The organism is Pseudovibrio sp. Ad13 (assembly GCF_001623225.1).
Taxonomy (GTDB): domain Bacteria; phylum Pseudomonadota; class Alphaproteobacteria; order Rhizobiales; family Stappiaceae; genus Pseudovibrio.
The window spans coordinates 131,909-151,455 of the sequence record NZ_LMCC01000018.1 but is presented as its reverse complement, the minus strand read 5'-3'; the positions used below and the strand labels follow the sequence as shown (position 1 = coordinate 151,455).

The window sequence follows — 19,547 nt, the reverse complement described above, 5'->3', positions numbered from 1 at the left end:
AGTCCTGCTGGGTGCTTGTTGTTTCAGCACTAGAGTGCGGGTTTAGTCGCCTGCGTCAATCATCTCATGATCTTGCTTAGCTGCTTGATTTTCAATCTCTTTTAGCTTCAGAGAAGTTTCCTGCAGTGCTGCGATGTATTGGTCTAAAGCCTGAATTTCCAGATTGGCATTGCTGACATGTTTTGCCATCTCGCCATCCATCACTTGCGGACGGCCAATCAAAAAGCCTTGCACTTCATCGCAGGATTCATTGCGCAGCAGCTCTAATTCTGGTTCAGTTTCAACACCTTCAGCGATGACTTCCATTCCCAGAGCCTGCCCAAGATCGATGACAGCGCGGATGATTGCTGCCAGTTCCGGTGTCTGAGTTACACCGCTGACAAAGCTGCGGTCGATCTTCAGACGATCAAACGGGAAGCGGCGCAGATAGCTGAGGGAAGAGTAACCGGTACCGAAGTCATCAAGAGCGATGGTGATGCCTAACTCTTTGAGTTGCCTCAAGGTATTGAGCGCACGGCGGTCGTCGTGGATCAACACACTCTCAGTGATTTCCAGCTCCAGACGCTCCGGAGATAGCCCACTTCGCGCCAATGCACCTTCAACTTCTTGTATGAGGTACTCATCACAGAACTGCACCGGACTGAGGTTCACCCCCACACGATAGCGCTCCGGCCATTGAGAAGCTTGCGCGCAGGCTTCATTCAGAACCCAGCGGCCAATCGGAATGATCAGACCACTTTCCTCCGCAACCGGGATGAAGTTGTTCGGTCCAATCTGGCCCTTCTCCGGATGGTTCCAACGCAGAAGAGCCTCGAAGCCGACAATGGAACGGGTGTCAGAGCGTGCCTGCGGTTGGAAGTGGAGCTGAAGTTCCTCATTTTCCAATGCGTTACGCAGGTCGCCTTCCATTGTTCTTCTCAGCAGGATGGCCTCTTCCATCTTGTCTTCGAAGAATGCGAAGGTGTTTCGGCCAGCTTCTTTAGCTTCATAAAGCGCTATATCCGCCTTGGACATCAGCTCATCCGGGTCCGTCCCATGGTCTGGAATCAGCGCGATGCCAATGCTGGCGCTCGTTCTGACCGTGATGTTGTTGCCAACATGAATCGGCTTTGACAGGACCTCTAGTATTTTGTTGGTCAGCAGACCGACTTCAGCCGTTGTCTTGAGATTGACCTGAATGATCGCAAACTCATCCCCGCCGAGACGGGCGACTGTGTCGTGATGGGTGACGCATGCATTGAGGCGACGGGCCACTGTCTGAATGAGCTTGTCACCGATTGGATGGCCATATAAATCATTGATATCTTTGAAGCGATCCAGATCCAGCAGCATGACTGCGGAGATCGTTTGTTCTGCGTTTGCCTGGTTTTCGATTGCTTTTTGGAAGCGTTCGCGGAAGTAAGTGCGGTTCGGCAGGCCGGTCAACATGTCATGCTGAGCGAGGTGGAGAATGCGCGCTTCGTCTTCTTTCTGCTTACGCATATCACGTACAGCTGAGACACGAAGGTTCTCGTCCGCCACTTCCATCAAGCGACCACGAACTTCAATCGGGATGCGCTCGCCAGACTTGCTCAAAAGCATGACTTCGTTCGGGGTCGGCTCATTGGCAAGAATGCTCTCACGCGCTTTTTCGCGAAAATCTGGCGCGACATGAGACAGCAAACTGGTTCCACGCATCTCTCCTGCCTGATAGTCCAGCAGCTCGTAGAGTACGTGGTTACATTCTACGATGATACCATCTGTCGAGATGGCGAGGCCTTCAAACGCGCCTTCTGCAAATGTGGCGAGTTTGCTGAGTTCTTCCTGCTGCTTACTATTTGATGTTTCACTGATTTTACGTCGTTTCTCATCGCTCTGCAGTTTGTCGAGGAACGTGTTGAAGATTGAAGCAAGGCGCTCTTGCGGGTCATTATCCCGTACCGGTAAGCGCTCATCCAGCTTGGCGTCATGCCAAACCAACTTGCCGATCAGGTTCTCCATCTGGCTGATGGTGCTGACAATCGGTGTTTCATTCAGGTCGATTTCGTCGGCTTTGCGGAACTGCTTCGTAAATTTGAAGGACGTAAACAGGAGCAGGCCTGACAGGAAAGCCCAAAAGATGGTCAGTAAAGCTCCAACGGCCTGAAGTATAAAGTTATCAAGACTGAACCCAGCCAGTGCATGGTCTGCTGGTAGTGCGGTTGTGAAGCCGAAGAGGCCAATCAGAGAGCCAATGCCAAGACTGGTGTAGTAAATGATGACTTTGTGGGTCTTAGACCTTGCATAGATGATGCGTGCAACTGCAATAGAAGCAACTGAAGCTGTCAGAGCAATAAGAGCGACGCCCGCTACGGTCAGATGCTGGGCATTTCCGAGAACGGAGGACAAGCCGCCAATCATGCTCAACAGAATGGTTGGGTACATGACCTTGCGAGGTGCGAAGAAGCCGAGGGCAACGCCCAATGTTACCGAGACACCAGTTGCGACAAGAACGTTGAAGATCGCACTGCCCAACTCACCTGAATAAATACTTGTATTACCAACTGAAAAGCCGATGCCGCCAACGGCCATCAGCGCCGCGCCTGCTTTGATCTGCAGCACATTGTAGTTTTGTGTGTTGCGCAGAATGTACTCAGGTAACGCTGGTGAGTTTCTTAGTCCGGTCACTAACATGCCGGAAAAGGCGACGAATGTTGCGAGCAATGTGACTACGGTACCGCCGCCAATCTGCTCGAAACCAACTGACAGCACGGTGTTTTGGCTAATCGGATGAAGCAGTAACCCTTGGACACCTTTCAGGTAGGCAGGGTAGATGACCCCGCCGATTGAGAGTGCGAGAATGATCGTCGCACGCAGTGTCAGCTGATGCGATAGAGGCAGATAAGCCAGAACTGCGATCATCGCTGCCATTGCTGCGTGGATTGCAGCGGCGTGGATGTCCCCCTGTGGTTTGAACTCCACTTGAGACTGCCAGAGGATCAATTGTGCCGTTACATCAGGCAAGTTCAGCGTTGTGTCGATGAGCAGGCATGCTGCTGAACTGATGGCGATGAGGAGAAGGGCACGGTTGAAAAAACGGGTCGCCCGCATACGCTCCTGAATAAACAGGCTGGAATAGACAATAAGTAATCCAAGAACACCAAGCGCGAACAATCCAACAGACAATATGGTCCATAGGTTCTGCTGCTGAGTGAGCAGTTCAGCTTGATTGAGCTGATTGTGCAGGCCACCTGTCGCAGGATCGAAAATCGACGCATACGATGACGCTGACATGAAGTGTATCGATAAACCAATTAAAACGAAAAGGAGCAATACAGGAAGTAAGAGGGCTCGAAAATGCATTTGGGTACCCCAGGAAATTCCTCGGCATAATTGTTTGAAATTATTGCGCATTTATTAAGAATTCTAGGGATGAACCGGGTTTAATTCTAAAAAGTATCGAAAAGTGCGGTGCATATGACGTTTATCTGACACTCCCAAAGCAAATTTATGAAAATTGTAAGTAAATGTTTCGTTGAGTGAAATTCTTTATATACGTGAATACTCGTATTTATCTTCAAGTTGAGAGGAAAGAGGGACGGGCTGTCAATTATGATTCTCTTCTCTTTTCACGACAGCATTTAGTTCATTTTTTATGGGCAATTGATGTGCATTGTAGTTCACCATCTTGCTGAAACAACTTTCAGGTGGTCTTGAACGATGCAGTGGTCCAGCTTGTTTTTATACTCAGCGGTTTCGGTTTTGCAGCCAACTGGCGGTGAGCGAGATAACATCTTGCCGAGTTGGAGCTCAACCACAGCGCGCCATGGTATCGTGGAAAGCATTGAGCGTATGGCTCGGGCCGGGAGCCCTGAATATGTGAAACTCGATGACCGTGTTGCTGTTTTGGTTGGCGATGGGGCTTTATGGAGTGACGCGCTGGCTGGCGCAGACAATGAAGTGAGACCACCTGAAGCTGGCGACAGTTTTGGTAGCTTTGCTGATTACTCTGAGAGTGTACGTGCTCATCTATCATTACGCGGGCCAAAGGCTGTTGGCGCAACGTATAGAGAGTTCGCTTTTCAGCCTCTGAAAGAGTTGGTGGGGTTCTTGAAAGAACATCACTTTCAGATTTGGGTTTTAAGCTTTGGAGACCATGAAGTAGATCGCACTATGGCAGAGTTGAACTACGGGCTTCCGAGATTTCGGGTTATCGAGGTTGCTCCCCACGCAGCGCCGGTGTCTTCAACAGATCTTGCCCGAATTATCTGGGAGAGGATAGGAACAGCACCCCAGATTTTTCTTGGACGATCTCACAGTGATCTTGGCTTGCTGAAGCTTGCTGGAAAAGGTGAGGGGGTGCTTAAAATCCAAATTTCTGCCAGCCAAAATGCTTCCACTCAGACACCGGATTCAACTCCTGATGATTCTGGAGAGCAGCAGAACTCCTGGAGCTTTGTGGTTTCTCCTGAGGAGCATTGGCTAAGGAAATATTCGTGGCAGGCACCTTCGGAGAGAACTTATAGCAAGAACTAATAGAAAATACTGAGACTTTCGTTGCAAGCTGCCCGAGATATATTTGATCTATTCTAGTTTTAATCGATTGAAAATCTGAGTGCTTTTGTAATGTTGAATAATATCCGATGTTTCTGAGGTAATTTTATTTATTTTGATGAAGATCAATGAAGAGATGGGGCACTCTGATATTTCTAAATACAGCTTCGGCTGGCACTCGGATGGGGGAGTGTCAACTTTCTTAAAGGCGTGTACCAACGGGTACACGCCTCTTTTTTTGCCTGCAGCTCTGGCGGGTTACGAAGGCTGTTGCATACCTCTGATTGTTGCTTATCCCAACTGCCTCTTATTTCTAGTTGTGTCTTCTCTTGTAATTTAGGATATTCCCGCTGTTGGGTTCTGTAGAAGCCAAGCTTCTTGGATGAAAAGGGAATGCGGTAGGGATGACCAAAGATGGGCCCGAACCGCAGCTGCCCCCGCAACTGTTACGTGGTGCGTTCTTCATAAAAGCCACTGGAGATGATCTCTGGGAAGGCGGAGGACGCAAAAGCCATAAGCCAGGAAACCTGCCCGACACGACATAAACTCATGACCGCACGGAGGGTGCGAAGAGGAGCATATTAAATGCATATTGAACCGGGTTACGTTTCCGCCGCCAAGGTTATTGCTGCCAATGCGGGTGCCGTTGGCGTTATTGTCTGGGGCTGCAAAGAGCAGATTTCAGAATTCCAGAAAGAGCCATTCACACCACTGAAAACGCTATTGGCTGCGGTTTTCTTCTCCATTTTCATGCAGAGCTTCCATATGTCTGTTGGAGCATCAGAACTTCACTTTGTTGGTGCAATGGCGATGTATCTAACGCTCGGGTTTACCCCTGTTCTGCTTGGGTTTGCCATTGGCTTGCTGTTTCAGGCGCTCGCTTTTGATCCGCAGGACATGTACCACCTTGGCGTCAACAGCTTGTCTTTGATGTTGCCGCTGATTGCTGTTCATTACCTGAGTGGCCGTGAGCTGTTTTCCAAAGAACTGACCAAGCGTGTGAACTTTGCGCAGATTCTGAAGTTGGATGCGATGTATTATGCTGGTGTGACTGGCATGGTTGGCTTCTGGTTGATGATTGGGGACGTTGCTACGCCGTTTACGGCATGGGCGCAGTTTGCTCTGTCTTATCTGGTAATTGTTGCTTGTGAGCCATTGGTCACCTTTATTGCAGTGAAGGGGCTCAAGGCCGTTGAAGACAATGCGATTGTTCGGAACCTGACAGTGGTTCCGCAGCTGAAGCTGGCGTAAATTTTTACGAGCCTGTTTGTTATTGGGGCAGCAGAGTAAACCTGCTGCCCTTTTTCTTGCGTGGAAGTGACCAGGTGTTGTCGTGAAATTCTCCGTTTGAAGAGAAAAAGCGACGGATTTGATCATCGCTGAAGTGTTATGGATTGCCCCTTGGCGCTGCTTCCACTATGAGTGCTCTCCAGAGATTTCATTGTTTACACAGATCAGGAGATGCAGGCAGTCCATGGCGCGCCAGTTCATCTATCACATGCACGGGGTCTCCAAGGCCTACGGTGCAAAAAAAGTACTCGACAATATTCACCTGTCTTTCTACCCGGATGCGAAAATCGGTATCCTTGGTCCAAACGGTGCAGGTAAGTCTACTCTTTTGAAGATCATGGCTGGTCTTGATAAAGAGTACACCGGTGAAGCATGGGCTGCAGAAGGTGCCAAAGTTGGCTACCTGCCGCAGGAACCAAAGCTGAATGAGGACAAGACTGTCCTTGAAAACGTGATGGAAGGCGTTGCGCACAAGCAGGCTCTTCTGGATCGTTATAACGAACTGATGATGAACTACTCAGATGAGACAGCCGATGAAGGCGCTCAGCTGCAGGACATCATTGATGCGCAGGATCTGTGGAATCTGGAAAGCCAGGTTGAGATGGCAATGGAAGCGCTTCGCTGCCCTCCATCCGACTCTCCTGTAAATAACCTTTCTGGTGGTGAGCGTCGCCGTATCGCGTTGTGTCAGCTGCTCTTGTCCGAGCCTGACCTGATGCTGCTTGACGAACCAACCAACCACCTTGACGCTGAGACCGTGCACTGGTTGGAACGCCATCTGCGTGAGTTCAAGGGTTCCGTTCTGATCATTACCCACGATCGCTACTTCCTTGACAACGTGACTGGCTGGATTCTGGAGCTCGACCGCGGTCAGGGCATTCCTTATGAAGGCAACTACTCCACTTACCTTGGTCAGAAAACCAAGCGTATGGAGCAGGAAGGCCGTGAGAACATGGCTCGTTCCCGCGCTATCAAGCGTGAACAGGAATGGATGGGCATGACGCCGAAGGGCCGTCAGACCAAGTCAAAAGCCCGTATCAATGCTTATGATGCGCTGTTGACTGCTCAAGAAGAGCGTATGCCTTCTATTGAGCAAATTCTGATCCCTGTTGGTGAGCGTCTGGGTAACAATGTTATCGACGTTCAAGGCGTTTCCAAAGGCTTTGGCGATCGTTTGTTGATTGATGATCTGACCTTCAAACTGCCACGTGGCGGTATTGTTGGTATCATCGGTCCAAACGGTGCTGGTAAGTCAACACTCTTCAAGATGTTGTCCGGTCAGGAAAAACCAGACAGCGGTGAAGTGGTTGTGAGTGACCGCGTTCACCTTGGTTATGTGGATCAGTCCCGTGATAAGCTGGATGACAGCAAGACCGTTTGGGAAGAAATTTCCGAAGGTGCTGAAGTGATCTACCTTGATAAGAAAGAGATCAACTCACGCGCTTACTGCTCCTCCTTCAACTTCAAGGGTGCTGGACAGCAGGCGAAAGTTGGTGACCTTTCCGGTGGTCAGCGTAACCGCGTGCATCTTGCTAAGGTTTTGAAGTCAGGCGCAAACGTTCTTCTGCTCGATGAGCCGACCAACGATCTTGACACCGAAACACTTGCAGCTCTGGAAGATGCACTTGAGAACTATGCTGGTTGTGCCGTGGTTATCTCGCACGATCGTATGTTCCTTGACCGTCTTGCAACGCACATGCTGGCCTTTGAAGGTGATAGCCACGTTGAGTGGTTTGAAGGTAACTTTGAAGACTACGAAAAAGACAAGGTTCGCCGCCTGGGTGCACACGCTGCAGACCCAAGCCGCATCAAGTACAAGCCACTTACTCGCTAAGTCTAGTTTGCTTGAAAGAATTAAGGCCCGCACTTTGCGGGCCTTTTTTGTTGTTTTACTAGATGGTTAGCAGCTCGAAGACAGGTTCACGCCGCAAAGCTTCTGTCTGCGCAGCACCTCCATCGCGGTCGCTTCGAATTTCGTTGCGATAGCTGGCAAAGTCCCAATGGTGTGGAGCAACGTCTGACGCTGGTCGTTCACCAGGTTGGATACCTGCATGAGAGAGTTTCTGCTCGATGGTTTCGACAAAGGATTTATCATTCTTCAAATCTTGCGCCGTGTACTGGGAATCTTCAGCACTTGGGCGCAGGTAAAGAGTAAATTGAGCACCGACTTGTACGCGTGAGCCTTCTGTCACGCGTGTCATGTCGGTTACTTTCCATTTATCGACCGGAGAGTCTTCCGAAAAGAGAAGTGTGTTAATGGCATCAAAGGCTTGTGGTACCTGACTAGGCTCGATGCTTAAATGAATTTTGTCACCCGCAAACTCACCTTTTGCGTTCGGATCAATGCGCTTGGTGTGGATGAAGCTGTCCTGGCTCTCAATATTGAGCGTTCGCCAACCACTGTTCTCTGACCCCCAGCCACTGTTCTTTGCTGCTTCGAAGTTTGGTGGGTTTGCTGCAGGGCGGAATACTGGTGCCGGCAGGTCTTTCACTTGTTGCGCAATCGCGTCCTGCTTACCAGCCAAACCTCCTGGTTTGTTGGCTTGGTGGTTGGTAGCAGCCTGTTGCTGAGGTTGGTTGAGCTGCAATGGTGGGACTTGCAGTTTAAGAGACAGTCCGAACTTTGGCATGAGATCCTCTCCTCGCTTGAAAACTTGAAGGCCGCGTCATCAGACAGGGCTGTCTGGTCCCTGTATTGCTGCAACCTTTGAGGGAGAAAATAGGGAATGTGCAGCGTGCATTACGTGCTGCTCGGCACTGATCACGAAATTGTTTTGGATCGGCGTTTGGGAAACCACTATTTGGTTTTAGGTGGGGTTTTGCTTCTGAGTGGCGGAGCAGGGCCTGCCCCGCCGTTCGCTGATAGCTTAGGATCAGTTACCAAGCGCCTTTGCCATGGTTGCTGCCCATTCATCAGTGCCTGTATCTGAACCGTATTGAGTGGGATATTGCCACCCCATCACGCCGGCAAAGTCAGGTTCTTTTGCGAGTAGAGGTGTGATGAGGTTGTCTACGATCTCATCAGCGGGCAGGTAGCCGTTTACTGCGGCTGAGCCGACGACATTTTGCAGCGTGGTCGGTTTGCCGAGAATAAGCTTGGAGATTGGAACACCGGTTGATGCGATTCCGATAATGCTGGAAGGAAACGTACTTCCGCCAACCGGCTCAGTACCCGCGACTTTTCCTGTCTCCTCTTCAGCTGTTTCACCGACATACCACTGATTGTTGTAGTACTGGATGTTGTAAAGATCGACTGTGTCTCCAGCATTCTTGGCTACATCAACGTACACTTGTAAGTACCCGGCTCCGCCATAAAAGTATGGTGCTTGCGGTGCATGTGTTACGAAGTTCTGGTCTTCAGGAAGTTTTGATTTTAACGCCTTCGATAGATCAGCCAGAAAAGTTGGGGCGTCATATCCAGAGTAGTTGGTATCCTCCCAATCGATATCAACACCATCAAGGCCATGGTCGATTACCATCTTAGTTAGCTGTTGTGCTGTGTTGTCGAGGTTGTTTGAAAGGGCGGCCCAGGCAGCAGTTGTAAAGACTTCGCCACCGATTGAAATCAAGACACGTTTGCCAGCTTTTTTCAGATTACTGATCAAATCCGGTGCATTGAACATGGCTTGAAGTTCTGTGCTTGGGGAGAGATTTCCGGCTTCATCGCTCACGACAAAGCAAAGAATGACTGTTGTATAATCGCTTTGCGCCATCTCAGCGATGAGCTGCGTATTCGTGCTGAGAGCGTAGCCGACAATTTCTTTATTTGGCATCTGATTTCCTTTTTTCTCTTGTGCTCAATGAGCTCGCGTTTAGCTGACGAAAATCAGGAGAGGTCGTGATCTGATAAGTGTGTTTTAGTTAATGCTTTTAGAGTTATACGTGAGACTTGGGCCTGGTGATGGGAAATGAACCATCATCTATATTCATGCTTCATACGTAGATGTGCTGATGTGACGCATGCGCGTGAATGTTAAATTGATGTAAGTCAACTCTGTGTTCTTCCCCCCATCAATCAATAACGGGCACTGTAATGAGCGATACAACTCTGTCTTCTGCTGAAGATCAGCAGGATAATGATCCACTCTTCTTCAAGCTTCTTTTCCTTGTTCCAATCATCGGCTGGTTGTTCAAAGATGCTGTGCATGGCAACAGTGAAGCAAAATACTATTTCTGCGCGAACTTCTTTGTTGGCTGGGGTTTGGCAATTGCATTCTTCGGGTATGCTGCGATCATCATCCCTGCACTGTGCCTTGTAGCGCTTGCGTTTACTTGGATTATTGGTGTTTGCCGATAATTTGTAGCTACTGATCTTGCTCGCCGCTTTCATTGGGAGCGGCAAGCAGTTCCCCGGCGGTGATGCTTCCGCCCCATGATGTGATGGTGGCTTCCATCTCATCTGCGACGCAGTAACGAGCAGCGTCCCGGTCCAGACCTTCTTCCAGTAAATCATCGTAGTCAGTATATTGATGGCGCACATAGCTGGTTGTTGCCAGCAGAACCGCAATGTGAGCTGGGAGGTGACGCAGGTGCTGTTGGTTGGCTTTGCTGCGTATTTCCGAAGCATCCAGAAATGGAACATGCGGAATAAGCGTGCTTAGGGCGTCGCTGATCGCTCGTTGTCTTTTGGTTTTGCTCACACATGATCTCTTTGCGCTGGTGTTGCGCGCTAATTTATCATGGATGATGGCAGGCGCGATATTCTTCTACGTGCCATGTTTGTTTTTACTCTCTGGATGGGATCTGGCGAGATGCCGAGCACGTGTTTCTTGTAAATTTCAGAAAAGCGTTGTTCTGGACCATAGAATGCACCTTGAACGTATTCTGCTCCTAATTTTCTCAGTTTCTCTTCGGTGTTTGCATTTTTGATTTCCGAAAGGATGATCTCGATGTTCAAGGCATGTGCGAACTCAGTTGCAGCGGAGAGTAATCGTGTTGTTTTATCATCTTCAAACAGCCGTTCTACAGAGCCCGCGTGTAGTTTGATGTAGGAGATCTTCAGTTTCTGGAAATGCTCAATCTTCAGTCCGCCGGAGTCAAAGTGGTTGATGCACAACTTGACGCCTGTGTTTGTTAGCTCATTCAGCTGACCAATGAGGATATGAGCGTTGGCTCTTAAGAGAACACGCGAGGGGATCTCCAATGTGAACTTGTCTGGCGATACATTGTTTTCCTGTAGAAGGTAGCTGAGATCATCGCAGAACCCTTCCTTTAACACAGAGGGAACGGGGACGCGGAACAGGAACTCCCAATGTTGCATTGGAGTGTTCTGACAGGCGCGCATGGTGTGAATGATGGCTGCAATTGTTGTCTCGCCAAGAACATTACTGAAGCTTGCGCTGTCGAAGATGTTTGAAAGGTCACATCCACGAGCAATTTCTAAAATCTGAGACGGCCATTCTGGCCGTGCCTCCAACATTCGTATTTGGCTTGTTTGGCCGAACCTTATGGGCTGGAAGATTGTTCCGACCTGGTTTTGCAAGAGTGCCTGTTTTGCGGTTTGCTGAAGGGTGACCTGCCGTTCCAACCGGGTACGCATGACCTGATTGAACAGGCTGGCCCGATTTCGGCCCCTCTTTTTTGCATGATACAGAGCTGTGTCGGCACTATCCTGCAGTTCCTTCACAGTGTTTGCGTGGCGTGGGAATACTGCAGCGCCAATGCTGACCTTGGGTCGTATTTCGCTGTGCTCATGATAGATCGGGTGACTGAGAGATACTGGCAATTCTTCAAGCAATACTCTGATCTGATGACATGTGGTGTCTTCTAAGAGCAGTGCAAACTCATCGCCGCCTAATCTGAGAGCGGTGACGTTTTCACATTCCATCTGCTTCAAACGGTCAGAAATAGCCACCAAAGCTGCGTCGCCTGCAGCGTGCCCGTGAGCGTCGTTGATGACTTTCAAATGATCCAGATCGACATAGAACAAGGCCACGCGTTGATCTGGGTTTGTCACGCTTTCTATGGCGTCGGAGATAAGTTGCTCAAAGCTCTCTCTGGTTCGCAGGCCTGTCAACGGGTCAATATTGCAGACTGTGAAGATTTCTCGCGGATTGGCTTGCTCTGGTGGTAGCAAGTATTTTGTTGCCACCTTGGCATTGACTGAGAGTGTGCTGCACAAATCGTTTGTTGAGAGGATGCGGAGCAGACCGGGAACGAGAATTCTTGCCAGGTTTCTGAAGCTTTTGAGCTTTTTGGTCAGGTCTGCATTTATGAGTTGATCTGAAGGTGTGGTTGGCTGGAAATGTGTTCTGGGAAAATGGGCAGTGTTGTTTGCATCGGACTTGCAGAGAATACCCACGACGGCGATCACTCGCTCGTGGAGGGAGAGAGGCATGAGTGCGATGAACTGCGTTGCGAGATGCGATGACCTAGCAGTTGAGGGTGCGTCTTCGCCATTAAACCTATGTGGGAAAATCTGCACATCATCTCCGCAGATTGGAAGTTCCGTAATCTTGGAGAGAAGATTGTTGAGCTGGTTCTTATAGGGATGAATGCTATCTGAAACGAAAAGCTCTGAACCACTCCCTGTTTCTGATTGATTGACCATGATGAAGGTCGGGAGCTCGAACAGTTTCTCGTAGACGCGCAGGACAGACTGAGCGAATGGCTGCGGGGGCATCTCTACTGGATGCAGGTTCGTTTTATATGCCGGGTACTCGATATTGTATTTTGCGTTGCCTGCTTCAGACATCATTCCCACCACTATCAACCAATTATTTACCACGCCCTTATTGATAGGGATTATGTGCTTTTACGCAAAAGGAAAGCGGGGGGCTCTGTGAGAATTAAGGGGCAAGCTTTATGTGAATACTATAAAAATACTAGGTAAATTTTAGGAAAATGGGGATAAGCACCGTCTACTTTTCTGATTTATGTGAAAAGTGAAATTTCTTATTTGTGCATTACATATGTAGAAGAGTAATTATGATGCATAATCTCTTATGGTTCAAAGACAATACTATTTTATGGGTAAGTTATCAGTGATTCCTTCGCGTTGTTTTCTGATGTTGGTGCACTACAGCTTTTACTTTATTAGGAAAGCTAAAACTTTTCATATAATTTCGATTGTGCTATGAGATGCCTATGAGTGACCGTACGAAAGATCGTTTGATGTACGCGCTGAAATCGCGCGGACCGAACACAGCTGCAACCATGGCCAAACATTTGGGCGTGACGGCTGTGGCCGTGCGTCAACATCTTGATGCGTTGCTGGAAGCTGATCTTGTTGAGTTTGAAGACCTGAAAGGGACTGTGGGGCGTCCTCGCAGAACCTGGCGTCTTTCTGAGACAGGCAACAGGAAGTTTCCTGATAACCATAGTGGTGTGCTGGTTGATCTGCTTGGAAACATCAAAGACCTTTACGGGGAAGAAGGACTCCAGCGCCTCATAGATGCGCGGGCTGATCAATCCCGGAAGTCCTATCTAACTGCGATGAAGTCTGCAAAGACCCTGTCTGACAAGCTACAATGCCTTGCTGAACAGCGCAGTGAAGAAGGGTATATGGCTGAGGTTCTGAAGGATGGCGAGAATGGCTATCTGTTTGCAGAGAACCATTGCTCTATTTGTGCTGCAGCCCGGTCTTGCCAACACTTTTGTCGATCAGAGCTTGATTTGTTTCAGGAGGTTTTGGGAGATGATGTACGCATCGAGCGTGTTGAGCATATCCTGAAAGGTGACCGGCGTTGTCTCTATAAGGTCTCACCCAACTAAGCTGCTCGCGACCTCACGTTCTTTTTAAACCAGAATTGACAGAAGCATTGCCAGTTCCACGCGACTGCTCACGTTAAGCTTTGCGTAGATGTTTTTACGGTGTGTGCGCAGCGTGTTCTTCGTAATATCCAGATCAGCAGCAATCTGAGGTTCTGTTTGCGTGCCAGACAGCTGCTCCAGGACAATCGCTTCCTTATCCGTCAGGCGGAAGAGGGCCGTTGCCTTCTGGATGTTGATTTGCTGCTGGATTTCCAGATCCGTGACGAACAGAAAGAAGAGATCGTCGAACTCAGTATCGACCAGGCGTATGTCGATATGGATCGGGCGCAGAAATGCTTCATCTCTTCTGAGGACGAGCTCTTGCTGTACATCCAGATCAATTGTTGCTGTGGCCAGACTTTGTGCGTTCTGGAACTCGCGCTGGTGGCTCGGGTCGGTGAACTCTAGCCGTCCGGTGCTGACCTTGATCTGAGGTGTTTGCTCAAACAAGCGTTTTGCAAACCCATTACATTGCAGGATGGTTCCATTACCCTGAATAATGGCCACGCCCTTTTGTAGCCGGTCAAGGCTGTCTGCAAGAAACTTGCAGAATGCTTGGTCTACAATATGGGCGGTCTCTTGGTTCAAGCTAGTGGATTCCTGTTTTACACCGAGCAACTAAAACCGGCTGATGGCGTAATAGTGTGCATTTGAGTGGAAGGAAGTTCATCTTAAAAAGAGTCGTTCTTCTAATCCATATTCTATAGCTTAGTGAGAAATCGATAATACGTATGCAGTTGCACGGTATATTTTTCGGTTATTCACAGCAACGGGTTAAATTAACTCGTTTCATTAGTTGGTGACGTTACGCAAACACCTTGCAAGTGCCATGTAATCCTCGCTTTTAGGTGAAGTTTTTCGCCAAATTAAACCTATCCTACGGGAAGGTTGAGGCTCTGCAAACCGCAAAAGTGTTATGCGATCGTCTGCGATTTCTGTATCTGCGCAAATTTCAGGCAGGACAGTGACGCCATATCCGGCAGCGACCATGTGCAGGACAGTTGCTATACTTGTTGCGCCTACGTTAGCTGATTGATTTTGACCAATTGCTCCACAAAAGCTCAGTGTTTGATCTCTGAGGCAGTGCCCTTCTTCAAGCAGCAGCAGGTTCTCACCATGCAGGTCATCTGGTCCCATCCTCTTACGCTCATCTATTTTGCGTGAGCTGGACACAGCTAAAAGGAAATGATCTTCAAAGATAGGTACTTCTTCAAGCTCCGGTTCTTCGATGGGCAGGGCTGCGAGAACAACATCTAGGGTGCCGTGCTTTAGCTCGCTCACCAGAGATGCTGTCAAAGTCTCGCGGAGATTGAGCTGAAGATCAGGATATTGCTTGATAAGAGCAGGTAGCAGCTTGGGCAGAATGTATGGTGCAAGTGAAGGGATGACACCGAGGCGTATGATACCACTCAGTGGGGATGCTGCGTGTTTTGCATAATCCTTAAGGTCCTGCATTTCTCGCAGGATCTGGTTGGCTCTTCTGGCAATTTCTTCGCCCTCCGGTGTGATCCGGATTGAACGTGCGTTTCTCTCGACAAGGCAAAGGCCTAGCTCTTTCTCGAGATCCCGGATCTGCATGGAGAGTGCAGGTTGGGAAACACAGACTTCTTCTGCGGCATTGCCAAAGTGGTGATGCTGTTGCACGGCGAGGAAATAGCGGAGTTGTTTGAACGTAAGCATAAGGATCAGGATATCTTATCAATATAAGAAATTGAATTCACATGTTCTGATCTAATTATTACTGGATTACTGACTTGAAATCATGAAGGGGTGTTGCACTCCATGGTTGCTAGCATGGTGCGACTCAAAACGGTTGGTTTTACGAAATTGACCTTTTGGTAAGGAATTGGGTGAGTGACAGGCCTTAAAACGTTGATGCTGTTACTCATAATTTGGGGACGCTTTGATAAAAAGAACGCATGTCGCAAACAAGTCATTAACGAGTGCGGGTCTGCTCGCAACATAGATGAAGCTTGTTAAGTCTCCGTGATATTTTTGTAACTCGTTGTTGTCACTTACCTTTTTAATTAAATTTCTGAAATCTGTTCTAACGGGAGAAAACTTATTGGTTTTTCCGCTTTTTGAAGCATGCAAATCGCATGTTATTTTTTCTAAATTAACTAAAAATAGAATAGATTGAGTTAGGTTTTGTTTAATCCTGTTCCATAAGTTTTTATCAGCTTGCGTATCCCATCGGTGTTTTAAATGTCATCTGACTTGGCTTCTCATATCGTTGATTTCAAATCTCTCGCGCTTGAGAACAATATTGAGCGACGTTCGGAGCTTGCGCGTCATGTTGCGCTTTTGTTTGCGCGGACATGGGAACGGTGTTCTGACGATCAGATCGATATTTACGATGGTGTGATGCTGCGGCTCTCGGAAATGGTTGAGCGGCATGCGCTGAGTTATATGGCGGAACAGCTTTCTGAAGTGCGACGTGCGCCTGAGCAAACTGTTCGCAAACTTGCTTTCGATGAAATTGAAATTGCAGAGCCGCTTTTACGGAACTCTAACGTGCTGCGTGAAAGTGACCTGGTGAGCATTGCGCGCAGCAAGAGTGATGATCATCGTCTGGCGATTGCGAAGCGGGATGTCATTTCCGAGAATATCAGTGATGTGCTGGTGAATCTTGGAAATACTGAGGTGAAACAGACTGTTGCTGCAAATGATGGTGCAGTGCTTGGTCAGCGCAGTGTGAACTCGCTGATGACTGACGCGAAGGGGGACGAAGTCCTTCAGCTGGCCCTTGGTCAGCGCGCAGATCTGGCAGATGCTCATATTGAAGCGCTTATCAACTTCGCTAGTGAGCAGGTTCGCAAGCTTCTGATCAAAGAAGGCGCGACCGAAGCTGCCGGGAAACTGCCGAAAGCTGCTCGGATTGCGGCTGGCAAGCTTTCTAATGAATTCTGGCTGGGCCGGTATGATTTTGAGACTGGTCGTGGCCGTGTCATGGAGCTGGTCCGTGAAGGCAAACTGACTGAGAATGCTCTGCGTGCTTATGCTGAGGAAGACCGGTTTGCTGAAGCGGTTGCTGCGTTTGCGATGCTGGCTGGTATTGGTCATGCAGAAGCGCAGCATTGGACTGTGCGAAATGACACTGAGCCTTTCCTCGTGGTGTGTCGTGCCTCTGGTTTTGGGATGATGACTGTTCAGGCTCTCCTGAAGATTGGGCCATGGCGTTACCGCCTTTCAAACTCTCAGCGTCAGACTGCGTTAAAGAGTTATCAGGCGCTTGACCAACAAGAAGCCTATAAGCAATTTATTACCTGGAAAGAGCAATGGATGGCCTGATCCATTCAAAAATTTAAGTGGTTTTGTGAGGGTCGCGTGTGCGGCCCTTTTCTTTGGTCAATTTAGTCCAAAAGTCGAATGTTTCTGCCAAAGCAACTTTAGGTGCTGTTCGTGTTTACTCCTGCTGATTGGGTTGTGTAGCCAAAGCAGGATTGATGCAAATAAGAAAAAGCAAAAAAGTTTCTTCTGACAGTTCTAAGGCGGATCGCTTTCTTAATTTCCTTATCTCCTTTCTGACACTCGCTGTTTTGGTTGGTATGGGGCTTTTGCTGCACATCAGTTTTGTTGTTGCGCAAACGCCAGAAACCCAGAACTCAGTTGTTGCAGACCCTATGGTTGATGCTCAGGAAATGGTGGTGCAAAGCGAGTCTATTCCTATGGAAGGGGCACCGCTTGTTTTTGGGCTATCTAATGGACTGGAGCTGTTCTCGCTGGAGAACATTGATCGCTCCAGCCAGTCTCTGAATGCTGTTTTGAAGGATCTTGGGAACTTTCCCAGGCACGTCCACAATGCACTGGAGCGGGCGCGGCCCGATACGAGTGTTTCGTGGGTGTGGCAGATATTTGCGCTGACGCTGTTTGCTGTCACGCTTGGTTTTGTGGTTGAGCTGTTTGCAGACAAGTTGTTTGCCAAAAGGCTTTTACGATTTTATCGCGGGATGCCGGAGAGCAGGGCTGAGAAGATTGGATTTCTGTTCTCAAGATCACTGGTGCAGGTTGCTGCGATCTTTCTGCATGTGATTGTGACGTTCGGACTCATTCTTGTTATTTCCGGTAATACAGAGAGTGTTCGACATGCTGCGCTGATCTTTGCGAGTTTTTACTTCTTCTTTCGGCTTTTGATGGTTTTCACGCGGAACTTTCTGGCCGTTGGGAATGAACATCACCGTGTTGTGCCATTGGATGATGACGTTGCCCGGTCATTTCTGAATGCCATTATTCTGTGCGGCGGGGTTGCCTTCTTCCTGCTGGCATTTGGCAGGTGGATGAGCCATTTGTCTCTCAATGCCAATGCTCAACGTATTCTTGATCTTCAAAGTGGGTTGTTTCTGGCCGTCTCTGCTGCGTTGATTTGCTATATTTTTCGCAGGCCTATTGGAGGCTGGTTTTCCGGGGAGTATGCGAGCACTGAGAGGCGGCGGGTTTGGCGGAGGTTGTTCAGCCAAAACTGGCATTTGGGTGCTTTGGCGTATTTTCTGGTGGCGTGGCTGGTGTTTGCCCACCGCCTGCTCTTAGGACTGAGCTATGACAGTCTCCTGTTACTGGCGCCGATTATGGCTATTTTTGCCAGCGTCTTGCTCTACGGTATCTTACTTCTTGTCATTGATAAGTGGCTTTTGCCGCCGATTAACATCGACAAACTGCAGGATGCCTTTGTTGAGGAGATTGTGCAGGTCGAAGAGCAGGCCGGCCATTCCTATAATCCTGAGGAGGTCAATGCTGAAGCCCGAGCGTTGGCGGCAGAAAAAGAGGCTGCCCGACGGCCCTACCGGCAATTGCTTGATCATGGTGCCCGCCTTGTGACGCTGATGTTTGGTCTTGCGGTGATCGTTGAAGCGTGGGGGATCAATCTTTTCAAGCAGGATGGTTTGTTTGGCAATCTGGTGGAAGTCGCGTTGATCGTGTTCTTTGGCTACATGGCTTACCAGGCCGTTCACATTACTATCCAGCGTCAGATTGAAATCTCTGAAAGCGATAAAAGTGGGCAAGCCAAGATGGGGCGGTTGGCGACGCTGTTGCCGATCCTGCGGAATTTTCTGCTGGTCTCTATTGTTGTGCTCTCCGGCATGGTTGCTCTTTCGGAGATCGGGGTGAACATTGGTCCTCTGTTTGCTGGTGCAGGTGTTGTTGGGCTTGCTGTCGGGTTTGGCGCGCAAACGCTCATCAAAGATATCTTCTCAGGTGCGTTTTTCTTGCTCGATGATGCCTTTCGAACGGGTGAGTACATTTATGTCACCAATAATGTTGAAGGGACGGTTGAACGGATCTCCATTAGATCCATGCAGCTGCGGCAGTCGGACGGTCTCCTGAATACGGTTCCGTTTGGCAATTTGTCGTTTGTGAAAAACTCGTCGCGTGACTGGACCATGATGAAGTTGGCGTTTCGGGTCACATATGACACGGATGTCGACCGGATGCGGGAGTTGATCTCATTGCTGGGAGACAAGTTGCTCGAGGATCCTGAGCTTGGCCCGAAGTTTCTGGAGCCACTTCAATCTCAAGGCATCACGGCTCTGGAAGATTCCGCGATGATTGTGCGGGTCAAATTTACGACGCGACCTGGGGATCAGTATGTTTTGCGGAAAGCAGTGTTTGCAGGCATTCGGGAGATTTTCAACCGCGAGGGCATCACTTTTGCCCATCGTGAGGTGAAGGTGAGGATCGATGAAGGGGCTGCTGGTGGGCAAACTTTCTCTGACTCACAGAAAAAGGCAGTGGGTGGTGCTGTTTTGCCTGTGGTTGAAGAGGATGACCAGAACGGCTCTCCAAAAGCCTAGCTGTTGTAATTCCTGGCTTTTTTGCTCTGTTTGCCCCTCCGTAATGTCAGAGTTGATTTTTGATCAGCCAATTTTCAAGGAAAACTCAGAAAAACTATTCCTCTTTTGGTGCGAGAAGGGAATGTTCCTCCTTGTCATCGAGTTATTATACGTATAAAGATATCTTTATATCAGATTATTCGATCAGTTGGTGGCGGTAGTAGG

At 48.9% G+C, this 19,547-nt stretch carries 14 protein-coding genes and 1 riboswitch; of the genes, 7 read left to right on the top strand and 7 right to left on the bottom strand.

From position 1 onward, the window contains the following. Positions 1 to 42: 42 nt before the first annotated feature. On the bottom strand, positions 43 to 3,252 hold the full coding sequence (locus tag PsAD13_RS22245) for an EAL domain-containing protein (RefSeq protein WP_063319500.1): 3,210 nt from the start codon (positions 3,250 to 3,252) through the stop codon (positions 43 to 45). 426 nt (positions 3,253 to 3,678) lie between these two features. Between PsAD13_RS22245 and PsAD13_RS22240 the strand changes: the two genes are divergently transcribed. The 3 genes from PsAD13_RS22240 to ettA all read left to right on the top strand — a co-directional run bounded on the left by PsAD13_RS22240 (position 3,679) and on the right by ettA (position 7,636). Continuing rightward, the gene (locus PsAD13_RS22240) at positions 3,679 to 4,494 is read left to right on the top strand and encodes a hypothetical protein (protein ID WP_208986874.1); all 816 of its coding nucleotides are present in this window, start codon (positions 3,679 to 3,681) and stop codon (positions 4,492 to 4,494) included. A 356-nt stretch (positions 4,495 to 4,850) separates the two neighbouring features. Next, a riboswitch (cobalamin riboswitch) is annotated at positions 4,851 to 5,062 on the top strand. Positions 5,063 to 5,097: 35 nt separating this feature from the next. After that, positions 5,098 to 5,763, top strand: coding sequence for an energy-coupling factor ABC transporter permease (locus tag PsAD13_RS22235; RefSeq protein WP_063319499.1), 666 nt, complete (start codon positions 5,098 to 5,100; stop codon positions 5,761 to 5,763). A 223-nt stretch (positions 5,764 to 5,986) separates the two neighbouring features. Continuing rightward, complete coding sequence (gene ettA / locus PsAD13_RS22230) at positions 5,987 to 7,636, top strand: energy-dependent translational throttle protein EttA (RefSeq protein WP_063289978.1); 1,650 nt, start codon at positions 5,987 to 5,989, stop codon at positions 7,634 to 7,636. A gap of 58 nt (positions 7,637 to 7,694) precedes the next feature. On the opposite strand, the gene PsAD13_RS22225 is transcribed toward ettA, so the two are convergent. Together PsAD13_RS22225 and PsAD13_RS22220 are read right to left on the bottom strand one after the other, a co-directional pair. After that, positions 7,695 to 8,432 carry a hypothetical protein gene (locus tag PsAD13_RS22225; protein ID WP_063302569.1) on the bottom strand — a complete coding sequence of 246 codons (738 nt, stop codon included), beginning with the start codon at positions 8,430 to 8,432 and terminating at the stop codon, positions 7,695 to 7,697. A 243-nt stretch (positions 8,433 to 8,675) separates the two neighbouring features. Next, positions 8,676 to 9,575, bottom strand: coding sequence for a glycoside hydrolase family 18 protein (locus PsAD13_RS22220; protein ID WP_063302568.1), 900 nt, complete (start codon positions 9,573 to 9,575; stop codon positions 8,676 to 8,678). A gap of 260 nt (positions 9,576 to 9,835) precedes the next feature. Between PsAD13_RS22220 and PsAD13_RS22215 the strand changes: the two genes are divergently transcribed. Further along, a complete protein-coding gene (locus PsAD13_RS22215) occupies positions 9,836 to 10,099 on the top strand; it encodes a hypothetical protein (protein ID WP_063293931.1) in 264 nt (87 codons plus the stop codon). Positions 10,100 to 10,106: 7 nt separating this feature from the next. Here the strand turns inward: PsAD13_RS22215 and PsAD13_RS22210 are convergent, their stop codons facing one another. Both PsAD13_RS22210 and PsAD13_RS22205 read right to left on the bottom strand, forming a co-directional pair. Beyond that, on the bottom strand, positions 10,107 to 10,442 hold the full coding sequence (locus PsAD13_RS22210; RefSeq protein ID WP_057465688.1) for a DUF2293 domain-containing protein: 336 nt from the start codon (positions 10,440 to 10,442) through the stop codon (positions 10,107 to 10,109). Between the two features lie 29 nt (positions 10,443 to 10,471). Beyond that, the gene (locus PsAD13_RS22205; protein WP_208980530.1) at positions 10,472 to 12,496 is read right to left on the bottom strand and encodes a diguanylate cyclase; all 2,025 of its coding nucleotides are present in this window, start codon (positions 12,494 to 12,496) and stop codon (positions 10,472 to 10,474) included. A 392-nt stretch (positions 12,497 to 12,888) separates the two neighbouring features. On the opposite strand from PsAD13_RS22205, the gene PsAD13_RS22200 reads away from it, so the two are divergent. Continuing rightward, the gene (locus PsAD13_RS22200; protein ID WP_057465690.1) at positions 12,889 to 13,515 is read left to right on the top strand and encodes a metalloregulator ArsR/SmtB family transcription factor; all 627 of its coding nucleotides are present in this window, start codon (positions 12,889 to 12,891) and stop codon (positions 13,513 to 13,515) included. 24 nt (positions 13,516 to 13,539) lie between these two features. Here the strand turns inward: PsAD13_RS22200 and PsAD13_RS22195 are convergent, their stop codons facing one another. Both PsAD13_RS22195 and PsAD13_RS22190 read right to left on the bottom strand, forming a co-directional pair. Further along, the gene (locus PsAD13_RS22195; RefSeq protein WP_063289974.1) at positions 13,540 to 14,142 is read right to left on the bottom strand and encodes a helix-turn-helix transcriptional regulator; all 603 of its coding nucleotides are present in this window, start codon (positions 14,140 to 14,142) and stop codon (positions 13,540 to 13,542) included. A gap of 204 nt (positions 14,143 to 14,346) precedes the next feature. Next, complete coding sequence (locus PsAD13_RS22190) at positions 14,347 to 15,234, bottom strand: LysR substrate-binding domain-containing protein (protein ID WP_063289973.1); 888 nt, start codon at positions 15,232 to 15,234, stop codon at positions 14,347 to 14,349. Positions 15,235 to 15,759: 525 nt separating this feature from the next. On the opposite strand from PsAD13_RS22190, the gene PsAD13_RS22185 reads away from it, so the two are divergent. Both PsAD13_RS22185 and PsAD13_RS22180 read left to right on the top strand, forming a co-directional pair. Next, a complete protein-coding gene (locus PsAD13_RS22185) occupies positions 15,760 to 16,845 on the top strand; it encodes a DUF2336 domain-containing protein (protein WP_057465693.1) in 1,086 nt (361 codons plus the stop codon). A gap of 155 nt (positions 16,846 to 17,000) precedes the next feature. Beyond that, on the top strand, positions 17,001 to 19,343 hold the full coding sequence (locus PsAD13_RS22180) for a mechanosensitive ion channel domain-containing protein (protein ID WP_063319498.1): 2,343 nt from the start codon (positions 17,001 to 17,003) through the stop codon (positions 19,341 to 19,343). The last annotated feature ends 204 nt before the right edge of the window (positions 19,344 to 19,547 follow it).

What these genes read in the sequence shown, in the direction of transcription:
- ettA (WP_063289978.1), top strand. Translation starts at nt 5,987, where the DNA reads ATGGCGCGCCAGTTCATCTATCACATGCACGGGGTCTCCAAGGCCTAC.
- PsAD13_RS22200 (WP_057465690.1), top strand. Translation starts at nt 12,889, where the DNA reads ATGAGTGACCGTACGAAAGATCGTTTGATGTACGCGCTGAAATCGCGC.
- PsAD13_RS22190 (WP_063289973.1), bottom strand. Translation starts at nt 15,234, where the DNA reads ATGCTTACGTTCAAACAACTCCGCTATTTCCTCGCCGTGCAACAGCAT.
- PsAD13_RS22205 (WP_208980530.1), bottom strand. Translation starts at nt 12,496, where the DNA reads ATGTCTGAAGCAGGCAACGCAAAATACAATATCGAGTACCCGGCATAT.
- PsAD13_RS22235 (WP_063319499.1), top strand. Translation starts at nt 5,098, where the DNA reads ATGCATATTGAACCGGGTTACGTTTCCGCCGCCAAGGTTATTGCTGCC.
- PsAD13_RS22225 (WP_063302569.1), bottom strand. Translation starts at nt 8,432, where the DNA reads ATGCCAAAGTTCGGACTGTCTCTTAAACTGCAAGTCCCACCATTGCAG.
- PsAD13_RS22185 (WP_057465693.1), top strand. Translation starts at nt 15,760, where the DNA reads ATGTCATCTGACTTGGCTTCTCATATCGTTGATTTCAAATCTCTCGCG.
- PsAD13_RS22180 (WP_063319498.1), top strand. Translation starts at nt 17,001, where the DNA reads ATGCAAATAAGAAAAAGCAAAAAAGTTTCTTCTGACAGTTCTAAGGCG.
- PsAD13_RS22215 (WP_063293931.1), top strand. Translation starts at nt 9,836, where the DNA reads ATGAGCGATACAACTCTGTCTTCTGCTGAAGATCAGCAGGATAATGAT.
- PsAD13_RS22245 (WP_063319500.1), bottom strand. Translation starts at nt 3,252, where the DNA reads ATGTCAGCGTCATCGTATGCGTCGATTTTCGATCCTGCGACAGGTGGC.
- PsAD13_RS22220 (WP_063302568.1), bottom strand. Translation starts at nt 9,575, where the DNA reads ATGCCAAATAAAGAAATTGTCGGCTACGCTCTCAGCACGAATACGCAG.
- PsAD13_RS22240 (WP_208986874.1), top strand. Translation starts at nt 3,679, where the DNA reads ATGCAGTGGTCCAGCTTGTTTTTATACTCAGCGGTTTCGGTTTTGCAG.